Source organism: Stenotrophomonas sp. MH181796, from assembly GCF_009659995.1.
Taxonomy (GTDB): Bacteria; Pseudomonadota; Gammaproteobacteria; order Xanthomonadales; family Xanthomonadaceae; genus Stenotrophomonas; species Stenotrophomonas riyadhensis.
Map to the genome: position 1 here is coordinate 793,180 of NZ_RAHU01000001.1, position 17,785 is coordinate 810,964.

Below are 17,785 nucleotides of genomic sequence, written 5' to 3' on the forward strand. Positions count from 1 at the left end.
CAACGCCAACGCAGGCAAACCGTCCCGATGTCAGGCGGTGGCCATCGCTGGCGTCGAACGAGGTCGACTTCTACTGTCGCTGGACATGGGTTGGGGACTCCGGGATGCGTATGCCGACGGACGCGCCGCCAGCGGCGGGCAGTCTGGACCCGCGGGCCATGCAGGTCAACCCGGCAGCCCCGCACCGACGCCCGGCCGGTTGTTCTCGTGCGTACACAGACCGGCGCGCATAATGTCGCGGTGGTGCTCACCACGCCCTCCCCCACCCGAACGGACGCACAGCGGGCTCCCCCGATGACCAGGTATTCCCATGCATAGCGGTGGTCTGGAACTGGCCCTGGTGCTGCTGCTGGCGGCGGTCATCGCCGTGCCGGTGTTCAAGAAATTCGGCTTCGGCGCGGTGCTGGGCTACCTGGCGGCCGGCGTGGTGCTGGGCCCGGACGGGCTGGGCTTCGTGCAGGACGCCGACCGCATCCTCGGCGCCGCTGAGATCGGCGTGGTGATGCTGCTGTTCGTGATCGGTCTGGAACTGTCGCCGGCACGCCTGAAGGTGATGCGGCGCTCGGTGTTCGGCGCCGGTGCGGCACAGGTGGCGCTGTCCGGGCTGGTGCTGGGGGGATTGCTGCTGCTCGATCACTTCCAGTGGAAGAGCGCGCTGGTGGTGGGCGTGGCGCTGGCGCTGTCATCCACCGCGGTGGGCCTGCAGCTGCTGTCCGAGCACAAGGCGATCAACAGCGACCATGGCCGGCTGGGTTTTGCCATCCTGCTGTTCCAGGACCTGATCGCGATCCCGCTGCTGGCGGCCATCCCGCTGCTGGGCGGGGTGAAGAACGAGACCCTGCGCATCGAGGATGCGATGGTGGCGCTGGGTGCGCTGGCGGTGGTGATCCTGTGCGGGCGACCGGTGCTGCGCAAGGTGTTCAGCATCATCGCGCGCACCCGCAGCCCGGAAGTGTTCACCGCCACCGCCCTGCTGGTGGTGCTGGGTACCGCCTGGTTCATGCAGGAAGCCGGCCTCAGCCCCAGCCTGGGCGCCTTCCTGGCCGGGGTGCTGCTGTCCGATTCGGAGTTCCGGCACGAGCTGGAAGCACAGATCGAGCCGTTCAAGGGCCTGCTGCTGGGCCTGTTCTTCATCGCGGTGGGCATGGGCATCGACCTCGACCGCATCGCCGCCGAGCCCTGGCTGATCGCGGCGGGCGTGGCGATCCTGCTGGTGGTCAAGTTCGGCCTGCTGTACGTGATCGGGCGCATCGCCAGGCTCAGTTCACGGCAGTCGTTGCTGCTGGGCAGCGTGCTGTGGCTGGGTGGCGAGTTCGCCTTCGTGGTGTTCAACGAAGCGCAGCGCGCGCACCTGCTGGGCAACGCCAACCATGACCGGCTGGTGGCGATCGTCGGCCTGTCGATGGCGATCACGCCGCTGCTGATGATCGCGCTGCTCAAGCTGCTCGGCCAGGAAAAGGCCCCACCGCGCCAGGCGGCCGAGGCTGACAAGGTAGCGCCGGACAACCGGCCCAAGGTGCTGATCGCCGGCATGGGCCGCTTCGGCCAGGTGATCGCGCGCCTGTTGACCGCGCAGAAGGTGCCGTTCGTGGCGCTGGAGGCGAACCCGGACACCGTGGCCGACCTGCGCCGCTTCGGCAACCAGCTGTACTACGGCGACCCGACCCGGCCGGAGATGCTGCGCGCGGCCGGCGGCGAGCACATCGATGTGTTCGTGATCACCGTGGACGACCCGGAAACCAACCTGCGCGCGGTGCGCATGGTGCGCCGGCTGTACCCGGACGCGACAGTGCTGGCGCGTGCACGCAACCGCCAGCATGCCTGGCGCCTGATGGACATGTCGGCCGAGCCGTTCCGCGAAGTATTCGGCACCAGTCTGGAAATGAGCGGGCGCGTGCTGACCGCGCTCGGCGTTGCACCGAACGTGGCCGAACGGCATGTGCAGCGTTTCCGCGAACACGACGAACAGCTGCTGCGCGATCAGTACCTGGTCTACGACGACGAGGCCGCGGTGATCCAGACCTCGCGCGATGCACGCAACGACCTGATGCACCTGTTCGAGGCCGACGCGGAAAGCGACGGCGACAAGGAGCGCTGACGGCACCCACCCGATCAATGGTGGACCCGGTAGCGCCGGCCGCAGCAGATTCCGGCAGCGCGGTGTCGGGGTCAGAGCCCTTTCCCTTGGAAAGGGATCCGACCCCGGCCTGTCAGCCGTTGTCGCGCAGGAACCGCGCCATCGACGAAACGCCCGGCACGCGCGGTTCGAACTCGCCAGCAACGTCGATGAAGCCGCGCATCACCGCGATCTCGCGCGGGCTGCGGTTGAGGCTGTCGCGCACTTCCGGATCGGCACCGGCGCGCAGCAGGCGCTGCACCAGCAGTGGCAGGCCGTGCAGCGCGGCCAGATGCAGCGGGCCGAAGCCGCGCGGATCACGCACGTCCAGGCTGACGTCCTCGTCCAGCAGGCGCTCCACCGCCGCCATCACCACCTGCTCGTCGCACGCGGTACCCGGCTCGGCGCGTGCGCCCAGCAGCAGCAGCAGCGGCGTGACCGAACCGGCAGCGGCCTGGTCCGGTTCGGCACCGGCCAGCAGCAGGGTGTCGAGCAGGGCCAGCAGGCGCGAGCGATCGCGCGCACTGAAGCCGTACAGGGCAGCGCAATGCAGCGGCCCCAGCTGCTGCGCGTCACCGGCATGCACGTCGGCACCGGCGGTGAGCAGGCGCGCGACGATGTCCGGCAGGCCCAGCGCCGAGGCCAGCATCAGCACGGTCACGCCGCCCGGCAGGCGGTGTTCCAGCTTGGCGCCGGCATCGAGCAGGGCCGACACGATATCCACCTGGCGCATGCTGACCGCCGCCGACAGCGGCGTCGCACCACTGGCCGCAGCGTGCTGCGGATCGGCGCCACGCGCCAGCAGCAGGTCGGTCACCGCCAGATGGCCACCACCGGCCGCACGCAGCAGCGCGGTGCAGCCCTGTGCATCGACCGCATCAACGGCGAAGCCCAGATCGATCAGGCGACGCACCGCATCCACGTCACCGGCCATCGCGGCGGCCGGCAGATCGGCCTCGCGCAGGGTACGGCGCGGCAACGGCCACACCCGCCAGTCCAGCCAGTCGGCCAGGTCACGGCGACCGATCGACAGCGCCACACCCAGCGGCGTCTGGCCGTCGGCGGCACGTGCTTCCGGCGAGGCGCCGTGCTGCACCAGCAGCTTCAGCGCGCCTTCGCGGGCCAATGCGGTGGCCAGGTGCAGTGCGGTCATGCCGTGGCTGTCGCGTGCTTCGCGATCGACACCGGCCTTGAGCAGGGCCTGCTGCAGGCGCAGCCAGCCCAGACGCACCGCCAGCGACAGCGGCGGATCACCCGCCGGCGAGGCCGCGAACGGATCGGCGCCACGTTCCAGCAGCTCCAGTGCCAGCTGTTCCAGGCCACGGGCGGCCTGGTCGTGCTGCGCACAGGCGGCCAGGAAGCGCGCCAGGCCACCGCGTCCGGCCGGGGACAGGCCCCGCTGCAGCATCACCTGCAGCGCAGGCACCGCGTCGATGCCGCGCGACAGCAGCGCGAACATCGGCGTGTCGGCGCAGGCGTCACGCACATAGGGATCGGCGCCGTGGCCGAGCAGCCAGTCGACCGCACGCGGCTCCAGTGCCAGTTCCGGATCGAGCAGCAGGCCACCCAGTTCTTCCGGCTGGCACAGCTTGGCCAGCGCCGCCATGCCATCGGTGTTGCCGAAGCCCAGTGCCTCGCGCAGCAGGGTCAACGGCGGGCGGTCCGGCAGCAGGCCGCTGGCGCTGGCCGCTTCGCCGCGCTCGGCCAGGCCATCGCTGACCGCAGCCGGCAACGGATAGGACGGGTCCAGCAGGGCCACGATCGCCCAACGACCGGCTTCGGCGGCGTAGTCCACCGCACGGCGGCCGACCGGATCGGTGGCATCGGCGGCGATGCCCAGTTCAACCAGGCGCTTGATCAGCAGCGGCGAGACATCTTCGGCCATCGCTGCCAGCTGCACCGCGTTGCGGCCTTCGCCATCCACCGCGACCAGGTCTGGCTTGTGCGGCAGCAGATGCTCGATCACGGCAGCGCGACCGGCACGGGCCGCTTCCAGCCACGGCGTACGGCCCAGCGCATCGCGCGCTTCCAGATTGGCGCCGGCACCCAGCAGCACGCCGATGATCTCGACGTGGCCAGCCAGTGCGGCCTCATGCAGCGCGCTGCGGCGCTGGCGATCACGCGCGTCGGCCCGCGCCTTGTGCTTGAGCAGCAGCTGCACGCCGGCCGGATCGTCGTCTTCGGTGGCGGCGGCAGCCAGCAGCACCGGGGTGCCTTCGGCCGGCTCGCTGCGTGCACCGCGTTCGAGCAGGAACCGCGCCAGGCGCCAGTTGCCGACCTGGCAGGCCACCGCCAACGGCGACCAGCCATCGTGGTTCAGTGCGTCGACTTCGGCTGCGGCATCACGCAGCAGCGCGGCCACACCCGGGTCGGAGCTGCGCGCAGCATGGTGCAGCGGGGTGTTGCCATCGCTGTCGGTGGCACGCGAATCGGCGCCGTTGGCGAGCAGGGTCATCACCGCTTCGGGGCGGCCATGCCAGCTGTCACGGGTGGCGGCCAGCAGCGGGGTCATGCCCCGGTGCGGCGCATTCACGTCGACGCCGCGGGCAATCAGCTCGCGCAGCAGGCGCAGGTCCGGCAGCACTGCGGCCAGTACGGCCAGGCTGCGCTGGTCGCGCCAGTTGGGGTCGGGCAGCGCATAGGGATCGGCACCGGCCTGCAGCAGCTGCAGGCCACGGTCGATGCGGCCCTGGCGGGCGGCTTCATACAGGGCCGGGGTCAGCTCCTGCGGCGCCATCGCCTCCAGCGGCGCGGTTTCGGTGGCGGCAGCGAACATCGGTTCGCGCTCGCTGCTGGCCGCGGTCAACGGACTCGAGCGCAGCGACACCAGCGGCGCTGGCGCCACCCGCTGCAGCAGCAGGTGCAGCAGTGGCGACAGCACCACCACCGCCAGCGCGGCAGGCCAGCGCGCGCTTTCCGGCAGCAGGCCCGGCCAGGCCGGCAGCACCACCAGTGCGGACAGCGCAATCACCAGCGCGGCCACGCCCAGGCCACGCCACGCGGTCAGGTCGCGCCCGGCCAGCGCCTGCCAATGCTGGGCCAGGCTGCCGTCCAGGCGTTCAACATCGTTCCACAACGGCCAGGTACGCCATGCCGCCAGCAGGCCGGCACTGACCAGCACGCTCAGGCCCAGCACCGCGGCCAGGCTGCCGCTGTCGCGCAGCGCCGCCAGCGGCCAGGCCAGCAGCAGCGCCAGCAGCAGCGGTGCGGCCGCCCACAACGCCAGCAGCGCCGGCAGGTCCTGGCGCGCGACGACCTTCAGCGGCAGCAGCGCGCGGCTGCGACGCCACCACGACACACCCAGCGCGAACGCGGGCTGCGCCAGGGCGGCGAGGATCGCACCTGGAACGCCACCCACGGCAGCGCCCAACGCCAGTACGGCGCCAACGGCGAAGGCGATCGACAGGACGCGCGGACGGGAGGCGTCAGTCATAGTGCCGCGGCATCAGACTGGCCACCGACGGCGGCACCTGCAGGTAGAACCCGCGTTCGCTCATTTCGCTGCGGACCTTGTCCGGATCGGCCTGGGCCAGGCGGCGCTGGGCATCCAGGGCCACGTCCAGGACGAAGGTGAGCGCACCCAGCGAGGTGAGCAGCGGCGCGGGCAGCGCGCTGAAATCATCGCGTCGGGGAACGTAGACGTAGGTGTCGGGCTTGAGTTGGCTTTTATAGACGTAGGCGTGCATGTCCGCGGGACAATAACCCGGGAAGAGCCATGATTGTGTCGGAAAGCCGACACCGGGGAAAGCCGTCAGCCGACGATGGCGGCGTGATCGACGGCGTTTCCCCAGCGGGGTTCAGCAATGTGGCGGCGGCGTTCAGGCAGCGCCGCCGCCGCACGGTCGCTTACTTGACCTTGGCGTAGGTGCCCTTCAGCGCCACACCGGCGACGAAGGTGCCGGCCCAGCACTCGTAGTTGGTCGTGCTCTTGAACTCGTTCTTCTTGTAATAGCTGACGATGTCGACCACCGCGTTGGCGCCGCGCGACCTGGCGCCGTCCTGCAGCGCGCGCAGCGCCGACAGCGCAACCCAGCGGCAGGCCTCCGCGTCGCTCTTGTTGGCGGCGTTGGTCTTCTTGTTGGTCACGTCTTCGCCCAGGCGCTGCTGCACGCTCACCGGCTGTCCCGCCAGGTAGAAGCGCACGCTGCCGTCGATGCCGGCGTCCTTGGCAGCCTGCGAGCTGACCAGCTCCTGCAGGGACTGCTCGACGCGGGTATCGCGGGCGGAGGCGGTGGAGGTCAGGGCCAGCAGCGCGGTGGCCGTGGCGATCATCAGGGTGCGGCGCATCGGAACATCTCCTTGTCGAGGGTGCGGGTGGGTAGCGGAAACAGTGCAGTGAAGCGGTGGATCACTCGCGCCAGCGGCGGAACACCAGCGAGGTGTTGATGCCGCCGAAGGCGAAGTTGTTGCTCATCACGTATTCGGCCTGCAGTTCGCGGCCCTGCCCGGTGATGAAGTCGAGCTGGCCACAGCGCGGATCGACCTCGGCCAGGTTCAGGGTGGGCGCGAACCAGCCGGCGCGCATCATCTCGATGCTCAGCCAGGCCTCGAACGCGCCGCAGGCACCCAGCATGTGGCCGACATAGCTCTTCAGCGAGCTGATCGGGATGCGGCTGCCGAACACCTGCGCGGTCGCCTGGGTCTCGGCGATGTCACCGTGGTCGGTGGCGGTGCCGTGGGCGTTGACGTAGTCGATCTGCGCCGCGTCCAGCCCGGCATCCTCCAGCGCCAGGCGCATGGCCTGGGCCATGGTGTCGGCACTGGGCTGGGTGACGTGCTGGCCATCGCTGTTGGTGCCGTAGCCGACCACCTCGGCAAGGATGGTGGCGCCACGCGCCTGCGCGTGCTCCAGGTCTTCCAGGATCAGCGTGCAGGCGCCCTCGCCCAGCACCAGGCCATCACGGCCGGCATCGAACGGGCGCGGGGTGGTCTGTGGTGCATCGTTGCGCACGCTGGTGGCGAACAGGGTGTCGAACACCGCCGCGGCGGTGGCATCGAGCTGCTCGGCACCGCCGGCCACCATCACCGTCTGCTTGCCGCTGCGGATGGCCTCATAGGCCGCGCCCACGCCCTGGCTGCCCGAGGTGCAGGCACTGGAGGTGGTGTAGACGCGTCCGGACAAACCAAAGAACACACCGATGTTGACCGGCGCGGTGTGGCTCATCATCTTCAGGTAGGTGGTGGCACTGATGCCTTCGGTGGTGAATTCGTTGAGCATGCGCCCGAATTCGCCGGTGGCCTCGTGGCTGCCCGAGGACGAGCCGTAGGCCACGCCGGTACGGCCACTGCGCAGCACCGGGTGCTCGTGCAGGCCAGCCTCGCGCAGTGCCACCTCGGTGGCGCGCACCGACATGATCGCGACCTTGCCCATCGAGCGGGTGGTCTTGCGGTTGTAGTTCGGCGGCAGCTCGAAGTCCTGCGCCGGCGCGGCCAGCTTGGTGTTCAGGCCAGCGTAGACATCCCATTCGGGCATCGTGCGCACGGCATTGCGGCAGCTGCGCAGGTGCGCTTCGATGGTGGGCCAGTCGTGGCCGAGCGGACTGATGGCAGCGGCACCGGTGACCACCACGCGACGATCGGCAGCCATCAGAGCATGCCTCCGTTCACCGAGATCACCTGGCGGGTGATGTAGCCGGCCGGCTCGGACAGCAGGAACGCCACCGTGGCCGCCACTTCGTCGGGACGACCGACGCGGCCGGCGGGAATCAGCTTGAGCGCGTGTTCGATCACTTCATCGTTGAGCATTTCGGTCTCGATCAGGCCCGGGGCCACGCAGTTGACGGTGATCTGGCGGCTGGCCAGTTCCAGTGCCAGCGCCTTGGTGGCACCGATGATGCCGGCCTTGGCGGCGCTGTAGTTGACCTGCCCGCGGTTGCCGGCCAGGCCGGACACCGACGACAGGGTGACGATGCGACCGGGCTTGCGCCGCCGCACCATCGGCATGATCAACGGATGCAGTACGTTGTAGAAGCCATCCAGATTGGTGTGGATCACCTGGTCCCAATCGTCCGCCGACAGCGCCGGGAAGGCGCCATCACGGGCGATGCCGGCGTTGCAGACCACGCCGTAGTACGCGCCGTGCGCTTCGACATCGGCCTCCAGCGCCGCGCGTGCGGCCTCGCGGTCGGCTACGTCGAACGCCAGCACGCGGGCCTGCTGGCCCAAGGCCTGGATCTCGGCCACCACGGCCTGTGCTTCTTCCAGGCGGCTGCGGCAATGCACCACCACGTCGAAGCCATCGCGCGCGATGCGCAGCGCAATGGCCCGGCCGATGCCCCGGCTGGCGCCGGTCACCAGCACACTTCGATTCCCTGTCATGCCTGTCCACTCTCCAGATAGGCCATCGCGTCGGCCGGCTCGAACACCGACACGTTGGCTGTCGCCCATTCGTCCTCGCCCGCCAGGATGCGGCAGGCGAACATCCCCAATCCATTGTCGCCCAACAGCTCGCAGCGCGCCTGTACGCGCAGCCGGGTGCCACTGGGAAAGCCGCTGCAGCGGCTGCTGTAGCGCCGGCTGCCAAGCAGGAAGCCGAGCTGCGGCGGATTGCCGGCCGCACGTGCACGGCAACCGGCCCAGGCCGCGATGGCCTGCGCCATGTATTCGATGCCGACCCACGCCGGCACTTCGCCGTTCTCCACGAACAGCCCGGCTTCGGGCACCACCAGTTCGGCCTCGATGGCCTCCTGGTCCCACTGCGTGATGCGCTCCAGCAGGCACATGTCCTGACGGTGCGGCACCACGTCCTCGATCGCGTACAGGGTGTTCATCGGCGCTCCAGCGCCAGCACGGCATTGCTGCCGCCGAAGGCGAACGAATTGCTCAGCACCCGCCGCGGCGCCTGCGCCAGGCGGGAGCCCGGCGCGACCAGCGGCAGCACCGGCAGTGCGGGGTCGGCCACGCCGTCCCACCAGTGCGGTGGCAGCTGCTGCTGCGGGTTCTCGGCCAGCAGGATCCAGCACAGCGCTGCCTCGATCGCACCCGAAGCGCCCAGCGTATGGCCGGTCAACGGCTTGGTGGAGCTGGCCGGTACGCCATTGCCCAGCACCTGCGAGACCGCCAGGCTTTCCATCGCATCGTTGTGCCCGGTGGCGGTGCCATGCAGGTTCACGTAGTCCACTTCGTCGGCGCCCCAGCCCGCACGCAGCAGTGCCTGCTGCAGCGCGTCGATGGCGCCCAGCCCCTGCGGATCCGGCGCCGACATGTGATGGGCATCAGCCGATTCGCCCCACCCGGCCAGGCACACCGGACCCGGCTCGCGGGTAAGCAGGAACAGCGCGGCGCCCTCGCCGATGTTGATGCCGGCGCGGTGCTGCGAGAACGGATTGCAGCGCAGGGCCGACACCGATTCCAACGCGCTGAAGCCGGCCACGGTGAAGCGGCACAGCGAATCGGCACCGCCGGCAATCACCGCATCGACGATGCCGGCGCGCAGCATGCGCGCGGCCGACATCAGCGCCTTGGCGCTGGACGAACAGGCGGTGGACAGGGTCCATGCCGGCCCCTGCGCGCCGCTGCGCTGGCGCACGAACTGCGCGGCGGTGCCCATTTCCTGCTGGGCATAGTCGAACCCGGTCGGCCACTGGCCCTGCTCGGCGTGGCTGCGCAGGGCCTGCTCGGATTCACCGATGCCCGAGGTGCTGGTGCCCAGCACCACCGCCACGCGCTCGGCGCCATGGCGGGCGATCGCGGCGGCCACTGCCGGTGCGATCTGCGCCAGTGCCACGTCCAGTAGCGCGTTGTTGCGCCCGCGCAGGGGCACCGGCAGGTCCTCCAGCGCCGGCAGCGGCGTGCGCACTTCGCCCAGTGCCAGGGTGCGCCCCGGCAGCAGGCTGTCGTTGTCGCTGAGGCCGCCCGGCACATCGGCGAACATGGCCGAGGCCACCGCGGCGCGGCCATCGCCGAGCGCACAGACCACGCCCAGGTCGTTCAGGTAGATCGGTGCACTCATCGGTCCGGCCCGGCCATGTCGATCGATTCGATGCGCAGCGCGTAGCCTTCGGCGCGGTTGTCCAACTGCACACTGCCATCGTCCAGGCGCTGCAGCTGCAGCCACACCGTGCCGTCGCGCGACAGGCTGCGCTGATGGCCGTCATCGCTGACCTGCCAACCTGCCGGCAACGCGGCGGCGATGGCCGCGGTCGGCCACAGCGCGAACTGCAGGTCATCCAGTACGCGCTCGGCACGCACCTGCGGCGGCAGCCACGGCGCGCGCTGCTGGGTCAGCTGCTGGCCGTCCCACTGCAGGCGCACGCCGGTCTGGCCCATCGCCTGCACCGCCAGCTGCACCTGCTGCGCATCGGCTTCCAGCAGAGCATCCAGGTCGCGCTCATGCGTGCCGAAGCGGAAATGCAGCTGCTGCTGCAGCGCCAGCGGCGCCGGCAGGCTGGCCGGTGACAGGCGCAGCGGCGGCAGCTCCACCAATGGCTTGGGCATGCGGCCGGCACACGCGGCCAGCAGCAGGCACAGCAACAGCGCTGCAGTACGGGCGATCAGGCGCTGCACAGCTGCTCCAGCACGCGCATGCGGCGGCCGCTTTCGTCGGCCACGTACGGGTTGTTGGTGTCCCAGGCGTAGCCGGCCAGGATGGAGCTGATCATGTCGCGCACTTCAGGCTGCTGCTGCGGGTGGTAGATGATCTTCTGGAAACCGCCTTCGTACCAGCTTTCGACGAAGCGGCGGAAGGTCTTCACACCGGCGCGCAGCGGGATCGAGAAGTCGGCTTCCCAGTCGACGGTTTCGCCGGCATAGCGGCGCGCCAGGCACTCGCTGGCCAGCTGCGCGGACTTGAAGGCGATGGTGACGCCGGAGGAGAACACCGGGTCGAGGAACTCGCCGGCATTGCCCAGCAGGGCGTAGCCCCGGCCCCACAGCGAACTGACATTGGCCGAGTAACCGGTGATCCGCCGCACCGGCAGCACCGCCCATTCGGCGTTGGCCAGCAGCCGGGTCAGGTTGGGGTCCTCGCCGACGATGGCCTGCAGCTTCTGCAGGTCGTCGCCTTCGTAGCGCTCGAAGAACGACGGCTCGGCGACCACGCCCAGCGAGCAGCAGCCGTTGGAGAACGGGATCGTCCAGTACCAGACGTCGATGTGCTCGGGATGGGTGGTGATCAGGATCTTGTTGCGATCGAAGTCCGCTTCGGCCGGAATGTTGTCGCGCACGTGGCAGAAGATCGCCCCGCGCACCGGGAAGTTGGACGGCGATTCCAGCTGCAGCAGGCGCGGCAGCAGGCGCGCGAAGCCGGAGGCGTCGAGGATGAAATCGGCCTCGATGCGGTACTCGCTGCCATCCGGACGACGCACGGTCACCGCCGGATGCTCGCCCGGCTCGACCGCAAGCACTTCATCGCCGAAGCGCAGCGTAGTGCCCATGCGCTCGGCACCGCGCGCCAGCACGTTGTCGAAGTCGGCGCGCTGCACCTGGTAGGTGGTACCCCAACCCGGCGAGAACTTCTTCCTGAAGTCGAACGCGGTACGCGCCTCGCCATGCACGAAAGCGGCGCCGTTCTTGTGCTGGAACCCGGCCTCGACCACGTCCTGCAGCAGGCCTGCCGCTTCGATGTACTCCATGCTTTGCGGCAGCAGGCTTTCACCGATCGAGAAGCGCGGGAACTGCTGACGCTCCAGCATCAGCACCTGGCGACCCTGCTGGCGCAGCATCGCGGCGGCCACCGAGCCGGCCGGGCCCGCACCGATGATCAGGATTTCAGTACGTTCGACAGCATCCACAGCAGTATTCATCGGTGCGTCCTTGTTGCTCGATCAAGTGGAAAGAAGGAAGTCGGGAAACAGGCTCAGGCCGACGGCAGGTCGTGCGGCGGCGGCCTGAACAGCGGCGAGATCAGCCAGACCAGGCCGATGCCGAACAGCAGGGTCAGGCCGAACGCGCGCAGCGCCGGGGTCTGCGACAGGCCCAGCAGGCCGAACGACAACCAGGTGCTGGCCGCGCCCACGCACACCGCCAGCCAGGCGCTGGCATCGCCACGGTGCTCGATCAGGAAGATGCCGTAGTCGATGCCCATGCCCAGCAGCAGCATCAGTGCCAGTACGTTGAACAGCTGCAGCGGCTGGCCGAACAGGCCCAGCAGGCCCAGGGTCAGCGCACCGGCAATCAGGGTCGGCGCAAACACGCGCCAGGCCTGGCGGCGGTAGCGCAGCCACAGCGCGCCGAACACCAGCACGATGCCGACCAGCAGCAGCCCGCCCATCAGCTTGCGGTAGTGGCCCAGCAGCATGGAGAAGTCGGCGGTGCGATCCACCCAGCGCACGCCCGGCAGGCCTTCGGCCGCGCCCTGCAGGGTGGCCAGCGCATCGGCGCGCGACAGGTCATCGACCATCACCACGCTGATCATCTGCCCACCGACCTCACCCACCCACAGATGACGGAACGGCTGCGACGCCGGCGAGGCCAGGAACGCCTCTGCGGTCAGTGCCTTCGCGGCGAAGTCCGGGCGCGGCAGCGGTTCGCCGACCGCCTCGGACACCGCATCCAGCACGCCCGGTTCCACCTTCGCGGTCAGCGCGGCATCGGCCTGCTGGCGTGCCGGCGACGGCAGCCAGTCGCTGATCGCGCGGTAGCCACCAATGCGCTTGTCGTTGGCCAGCACACGCAGGCGTTCGGTCAGCGCTTCCTCACGCTGCAGCAGCTGCGCGGCGTCCGCACCCTGCACCAGGTAGAACTGCGCCGGGCTGGGCATGCCCAGCAGCTGGCTCAGGCGGATCTGCTGCGCCATCAGCGCCGGCGGCGAAGACTGCAGGCTGCGCAGGTCGTCGTTGCTGTGCAGGCGGGCGATGCCGATGGCAGACAGCGCCAGCGTGATCACCACGAACACCGTCACCGGGCGACGGCCATGCAACCGCGGGAAGCGCTCCAGCGTGTTGCCCAGCCACTGCGAGAAACGGGTCTGGCGGATCTCACCGCCATCCAGCCACGGGAACCAGAAGATCACCGTAAGGAAGGCGGCAGCCAGGCCGACCACTGAGAACAGCGCCATCTGGCGCAGGCCCGGGAACGGGGCCAGGCCCAATGCCAGGTAGGCCAGCGCACTGGTCAGCAGCGCCAGCCAGAGGCCAGGCAGCAGGTGCCGCAGCAGTTTCCAGCGACGATCAGCCGGCTCGGCCTGGCGCGAAGCGAACCAGTGGATGCCGTAATCCTCGGCCACGCCCACCAGCGATGCACCGAACACCAGGGTCAGCACGTGCACCTTGCCGAATACCAGCACGGTCACCGCCAGCGCCACGCCACAGCCGATCAGCAATGACGCGGCCACCAGCAGGATCGGCCGCAGCGAACGGAACGCCAGCCACACCAGCAGCAGTACCGCCGCCAGTGAGCCCCAACCGATCGTGTTGATCTCCTGGTTGGCCTGCACCGCGGCCGCTTCGGCATGCAGCGGCACGCCGGCATGCAGGATCTCCAGATCCGGAGCGGCCGCTTTTGCTGCCTGCCCGGCACGTTCCAGCAGGCCGTCAAGATGGCGTTCGCCGTCGAGCTGGAACGCCGAACCCGGCGTGTCGAACTGCAGCGCGGCCCAATGCCTGTCCTCGGCTTCGAGCAGGCCGTCATCACCCAGCCGCAGTCCCGAACCCTGCGCCTGCTGCTGCCACCACTGCGGCCACAGCGACAACGGGTCCTGCCGCCAGTCGGTCAGGCGCGGCGCGCCCATCGGGCCGTACAGCGCGGCCAACGCCTGTTCGGCCAACGCGCCCGGCTCGCTGCCCTGCAGCTGCTCGCGCTGGGCCGGGGTCAGCAGGCGGTCACGGTACGGCGCGTAGAACGCGCGCGCCTCATCGAACCAGCCTTCGATCGAGCCGCTGGGCACCAGCAAGGCGTGATCGGCGTCCTTGGCCATGGCCGCGGCAAAAGCCGCCTGCGCACGCTTGGCGGCAGCGCCGTCCTTGCTGCCCAGCAGCACCACCACCTGCCGCGAACTGCCATCGGCGATGCGCCGGGTGACATCGCTCAACAGGCGGTCGTGTGCATCCTGCGGCAGCAGGGCGAGGATGTCGGTGTCGATCCGCGATTGCTGGCTCCACAGGCGCCACTGCTGCGCGCCCATCACCAGCAGCACCAGCAGCCAGGCAATGCCCAGCAAGTGCCACCAGCGCCGCAACCGCTCCGGTGCGTTCGATGCGGCACCCTCACTCAAAGCGGCGCGCCTCGTCGGCATTGAGCGTGGCCGGCGTCTCGCTCAATGCGCTGAACTGGATCTGCGTGCGGTCCTTGTTGGCCTCCACGATCTCGACCTGGCGCACGTAGCGGTCACCCTGCAGGGTCAGCGATTCGAAAGCCTTGGCCAGCATCGCCGACTTCGGCGTCAGGCGCAGCCGCCAGCCCTGTCCTTCACGGCTGGCCGCCACGTTGAACTGGCTGGACAGCGCCTGCACGTCGCCACTCATCAGCGCGAACATGATCGCGTTCACCGAACGCATCGCCGGCTGCTGCCGTGCATCGAGCTCGACACGGGTGCTGCCATCGCGCTGGCGACTGAGGATGCGGTCGGCGGTGACCACTACTTCGGAAGGGAACGGCTTGAGCGTGGTCCAGATCACGCCGTGCTGGCGCGCGACCACGAACCGGCCCTGCGAGCGCAGCGGGTTCTTGAAGCCGCTGACCTGCTTTTCCTGGCTGAACTGGCCGCGCAGCACGTCCGGCCGCGCCACCGCCTGGGTAATCGCATCGATGGCGGGGTCGGCGGCCTGCACCAGCGGTGCGGCCAGCAGCAGCAACGCGCACAGCAGTGCGCGCGCAAAACGGTTGGCTCGGTTCATGGCGCAGGCACTCCCAGGCGTTCCCACAGTACCGGCGGGCACTGGTACAGCATTTCCTTGCTGGTCGCGTCCACCGCAACCTGGATGGTCATCGCACGGGTCAGCACCTGGCCGCTCTGCGCATCGAGAATTTCGTACTCGATCTTCAGCCGGTTCTCCCATTCCACGATGCGCGCGATCACGCGCAGGGCCTGGTTGAACAGCAACGGACGCACGTACTTCACCCGCGCATCGACCAGCGGCCACAGGTAGCCCGATTCAAGCATCTGCGGGTAGTCGTAGTCGTAGCGGCCGAGCAGCGCGCAGCGCGCGATCTCGAAGTACTTGAAGTAGTTGCCATGCCAGACCACATTCATCGGATCGCAGTCATGGAAGGCGGGGGTCAACGCAATCTCGCCAACCCGTTCGATGGCCTCATTCACCGGCATACAGCTCCCAACGTTGCGCGCGGATCTCCACCAGCAGTTCCCGCAGTTCGCGATCCAGCGCGCGGTCTTCTTCAACCAGGGCGATGCGCTGCCCCAGGTCGGCGTACATGTCGGCCAGACTGCCATGCAGCTGCGCGTTCAGGCCAACCCGTTCGCGCAGCGCCAGGCCCTGGCGGGCAGCGATCAGCATCGCGGCCACCACCTGTTCAGTCAGCTCGATCACGCGCAGGCAATCGCGCGCGGCAATGGTGCCCATGCTGACCTTGTCCTGGTTGTGGCACTCGGTGGAACGCGAGAACACACTGGCCGGCATGGTCTGCTTCAGCGCTTCGGCAGTCCAGGCCGACACGCTGATCTGCAGCGCCTTCAGGCCATGGTTGATGGCCGCGCGCGGGCCAGTGGCCGCCGACAGGTTGGCCGGCAGGCCATGGTTGTAACGGGCATCGACCACCAGCGCCAGCTGCCGGTCGAGCAGATCGGCAACGTTGGCCACGGTGTTCTTCAGGGTGTCCATCGCCAGCGCGATGTGGCCGCCGTAGAAGTGGCCGCCATGCAGGATGCGCTCGCCGTCGGCATCGATCAGCGGGTTGTCGTTGGCGCTGTTCAGTTCGGTTTCGATCAGCTGGCGCAGGAACGGCAGGCTGTCCTCCAGCACGCCGATCACATGCGGCGCGCAGCGCAGCGAGTAGCGGTCCTGCAGGCGCTGTTCATTGCGCGGCGGACGCTCACTGTGCAGGTCGCTGCGCAGGCGCGCGGCGATGCGGCCCTGGCCAGGATGCGGCTTGGCTGCGAACAGGGTTTCGTCGAAGTGGTGCGCATTGCCGTCGCTGGACAGCACGTTGAACGCGGTCAGGCGCGTGGCCATGCGCGCCAGGTAGTCGGCGCGCTGCCAGGCCAGGCAGGCCAGGCCGGTCATCACCGCGGTACCGTTCATGATCGCCAGGCCTTCCTTCGGCCGCAGCTTCAGCGGGGTCATGCCGATCTTCGCCAGCACCTCGGCCGCCGGCTGCACGCGACCGTCGTGCAGCACCTCGCGCTCGCCGCACAGCACCGCCGCCACGTACGACAGCGGCGTCAGGTCACCGCTGGCACCCACCGAGCCTTCGGCCGGAATCAGCGGCAGCACGTCGTGCTGCAGCAGCGTGGCCAGGCCTTCCAGCAGCGGCACGCTGACACCGGACATGCCGCGCACCAGCGAGGCCAGGCGCGCGGCCAGCACCGCACGGGTCTCTACCGGGTCCAGGTAACGGCCCAGGCCACAGCCATGGTAGGTGTACAGGTGGTGTGGCAGCTCAGCCACCAGCGCCGGCGGGATGTTCACCGTGCACGAATCGCCATAGCCGGTGGTCACACCGTAGATCACACCGTCCTCGCGCAGCAGGCGATCAAGGAAGTCGGCACCGCGCTGGATGTGCGCGCGGAACGCCGGCGCGTCGCTCAGCGCGGCCTCGCACTGGCGCTGGGCCAGGGCAACCACATCTTCGATGGTCAACGGTGCATCGCCAAAGCGGCACACGGGTACGGCGTCAGTCGTCATGCGGAGCCTGATCCCAGAAGGGGAAGAAATTGAACCAGTCCAACGGGGACTGGATGACCTGGAGTTCCAGCCAGCGCGCGAAGCGCTGCGCCTGTTCGGCCAGTGCGGCGTCGCGCGAGCCACGCGGCAGCACGATGCGTTCGGCGAACTGTTCGAATGCCACGCGATAGCCCTCGCCCTGGTGCAGGCAGGCCATGGTGTAGACCGGGCAACCCAGCGCGGCGGCGAGCACATAGGCGCCGATCGGGAACGGCGCGCGGTGGCCAAGGAAATCGGCGGTGACGCTGCGGCCGCCCTGCACCGGCGTGCGGTCGCCGACGATGGCGACGAAGCCACCCGCCGCCACGCGCTCGGCCAGCATCACCGCCGTGGCCGGGCCCATTTCGGTTACCTGCACCAGTTCCACCGCTGCCAGTGGGTCCAGCCGCTGCAGCAGGCGGTTGAAGCGCTGCGCGTGCGCGGTATGCACCAGCACGGTGATGCGGAAGCCCGGCACCTGTTCGGCCAGCACCTGGCACAGTTCCAGGCAGCCGATGTGCGCAGTGAGGATCAGCCCGCCTTCGCGGCGCGCGATCTTCTCCAGCACCAGGTCGCGATGCAGGTGGATGCGTTCGGCCGGATAGCGCCCGCCCAGGCCCAGGATCTTGTCCAGCATCGTGTCGGCAAACGCGAAGAAGTGGCGCAGGCTGTCACCCCGGGTCGGCGCGCGACCCAGCGCACCACTGTGCGCCTGCAGGCGCTGCAGGTACTGCATCGAGGCCTGGCGGCCGACGCGGTTGCCCAGCCAATGGCAGGCCACCACCGGCCACACGCACAGGCGGAACGGCCAGCGCCCGAACCAGCGGTGCACCCAGCACAGGAACAGCACGCCGGCCACCGACGTCGATTCGCCGATGTCGGCCCAGTGCGGGGCACCCTGCGCGGCAGCCAT

The 17,785-nt window shown here is 69.3% G+C and carries 15 protein-coding genes; 1 reads left to right on the forward strand and 14 read right to left on the reverse strand.

Annotation, left to right across the window (positions count from 1 at the left end):
* Positions 1-310: 310 nt before the first annotated feature.
* Positions 311-2,098 (forward strand): monovalent cation:proton antiporter-2 (CPA2) family protein, encoded by a 1,788-nt coding sequence (locus D5301_RS03625; protein WP_153854806.1) that lies wholly within the window; start codon positions 311-313, stop codon positions 2,096-2,098.
* A gap of 112 nt (positions 2,099-2,210) precedes the next feature.
* Here D5301_RS03625 and D5301_RS03630 read toward each other — a convergent pair whose 3' ends face one another.
* The 14 genes from D5301_RS03630 to D5301_RS03695 form a co-directional block, all read right to left on the reverse strand.
* Positions 2,211-5,549, reverse strand: coding sequence for an ankyrin repeat domain-containing protein (locus tag D5301_RS03630; protein ID WP_153854807.1), 3,339 nt, complete (start codon positions 5,547-5,549; stop codon positions 2,211-2,213).
* A complete protein-coding gene (locus D5301_RS03635; protein WP_049431711.1) occupies positions 5,542-5,802 on the reverse strand; it encodes a YcgL domain-containing protein in 261 nt (86 codons plus the stop codon). Before D5301_RS03635 ends, D5301_RS03630 begins: the two co-directional genes overlap by 8 nt.
* Before the next feature lie 160 nt (positions 5,803-5,962).
* Complete coding sequence (locus D5301_RS03640; protein ID WP_014038922.1) at positions 5,963-6,403, reverse strand: hypothetical protein; 441 nt, start codon at positions 6,401-6,403, stop codon at positions 5,963-5,965.
* A 61-nt stretch (positions 6,404-6,464) separates the two neighbouring features.
* Entirely contained in the window at positions 6,465-7,703 is a 1,239-nt protein-coding gene (locus tag D5301_RS03645) for a beta-ketoacyl-ACP synthase (RefSeq protein WP_110714107.1), read from the reverse strand.
* A complete protein-coding gene (locus D5301_RS03650) occupies positions 7,703-8,434 on the reverse strand; it encodes a 3-ketoacyl-ACP reductase FabG2 (RefSeq protein ID WP_153854808.1) in 732 nt (243 codons plus the stop codon). The genes D5301_RS03645 and D5301_RS03650 overlap by 1 nt, the downstream gene beginning before the upstream one ends.
* Complete coding sequence (locus D5301_RS03655) at positions 8,431-8,886, reverse strand: hotdog family protein (protein ID WP_110714109.1); 456 nt, start codon at positions 8,884-8,886, stop codon at positions 8,431-8,433. The genes D5301_RS03650 and D5301_RS03655 overlap by 4 nt, the downstream gene beginning before the upstream one ends.
* A complete protein-coding gene (locus tag D5301_RS03660) occupies positions 8,883-10,067 on the reverse strand; it encodes a beta-ketoacyl-ACP synthase (protein WP_153854809.1) in 1,185 nt (394 codons plus the stop codon). The genes D5301_RS03655 and D5301_RS03660 overlap by 4 nt, the downstream gene beginning before the upstream one ends.
* Positions 10,064-10,621: a DUF3261 domain-containing protein gene (locus D5301_RS03665; RefSeq protein ID WP_110714111.1), complete on the reverse strand. Its 558-nt coding sequence runs from the start codon at positions 10,619-10,621 to the stop codon at positions 10,064-10,066. The genes D5301_RS03660 and D5301_RS03665 overlap by 4 nt, the downstream gene beginning before the upstream one ends.
* Complete coding sequence (locus D5301_RS03670) at positions 10,609-11,859, reverse strand: NAD(P)/FAD-dependent oxidoreductase (protein WP_153854810.1); 1,251 nt, start codon at positions 11,857-11,859, stop codon at positions 10,609-10,611. The genes D5301_RS03665 and D5301_RS03670 overlap by 13 nt, the downstream gene beginning before the upstream one ends.
* Positions 11,860-11,912: 53 nt before the next feature.
* Positions 11,913-14,288, reverse strand: a complete 2,376-nt coding sequence (locus D5301_RS03675; protein ID WP_153854811.1) for an MMPL family transporter — start codon at positions 14,286-14,288, stop codon at positions 11,913-11,915.
* Complete coding sequence (locus tag D5301_RS03680) at positions 14,260-14,889, reverse strand: outer membrane lipoprotein carrier protein LolA (protein ID WP_153854812.1); 630 nt, start codon at positions 14,887-14,889, stop codon at positions 14,260-14,262. Before D5301_RS03680 ends, D5301_RS03675 begins: the two co-directional genes overlap by 29 nt.
* Positions 14,886-15,317, reverse strand: a complete 432-nt coding sequence (locus D5301_RS03685) for an acyl-CoA thioesterase (RefSeq protein WP_153854813.1) — start codon at positions 15,315-15,317, stop codon at positions 14,886-14,888. Before D5301_RS03685 ends, D5301_RS03680 begins: the two co-directional genes overlap by 4 nt.
* The gene (locus D5301_RS03690; protein WP_153854814.1) at positions 15,304-16,854 is read right to left on the reverse strand and encodes an aromatic amino acid ammonia-lyase; all 1,551 of its coding nucleotides are present in this window, start codon (positions 16,852-16,854) and stop codon (positions 15,304-15,306) included. Before D5301_RS03690 ends, D5301_RS03685 begins: the two co-directional genes overlap by 14 nt.
* Positions 16,844-17,785 carry an acyltransferase gene (locus D5301_RS03695; RefSeq protein WP_110714117.1) on the reverse strand — a complete coding sequence of 314 codons (942 nt, stop codon included), beginning with the start codon at positions 17,783-17,785 and terminating at the stop codon, positions 16,844-16,846. Before D5301_RS03695 ends, D5301_RS03690 begins: the two co-directional genes overlap by 11 nt.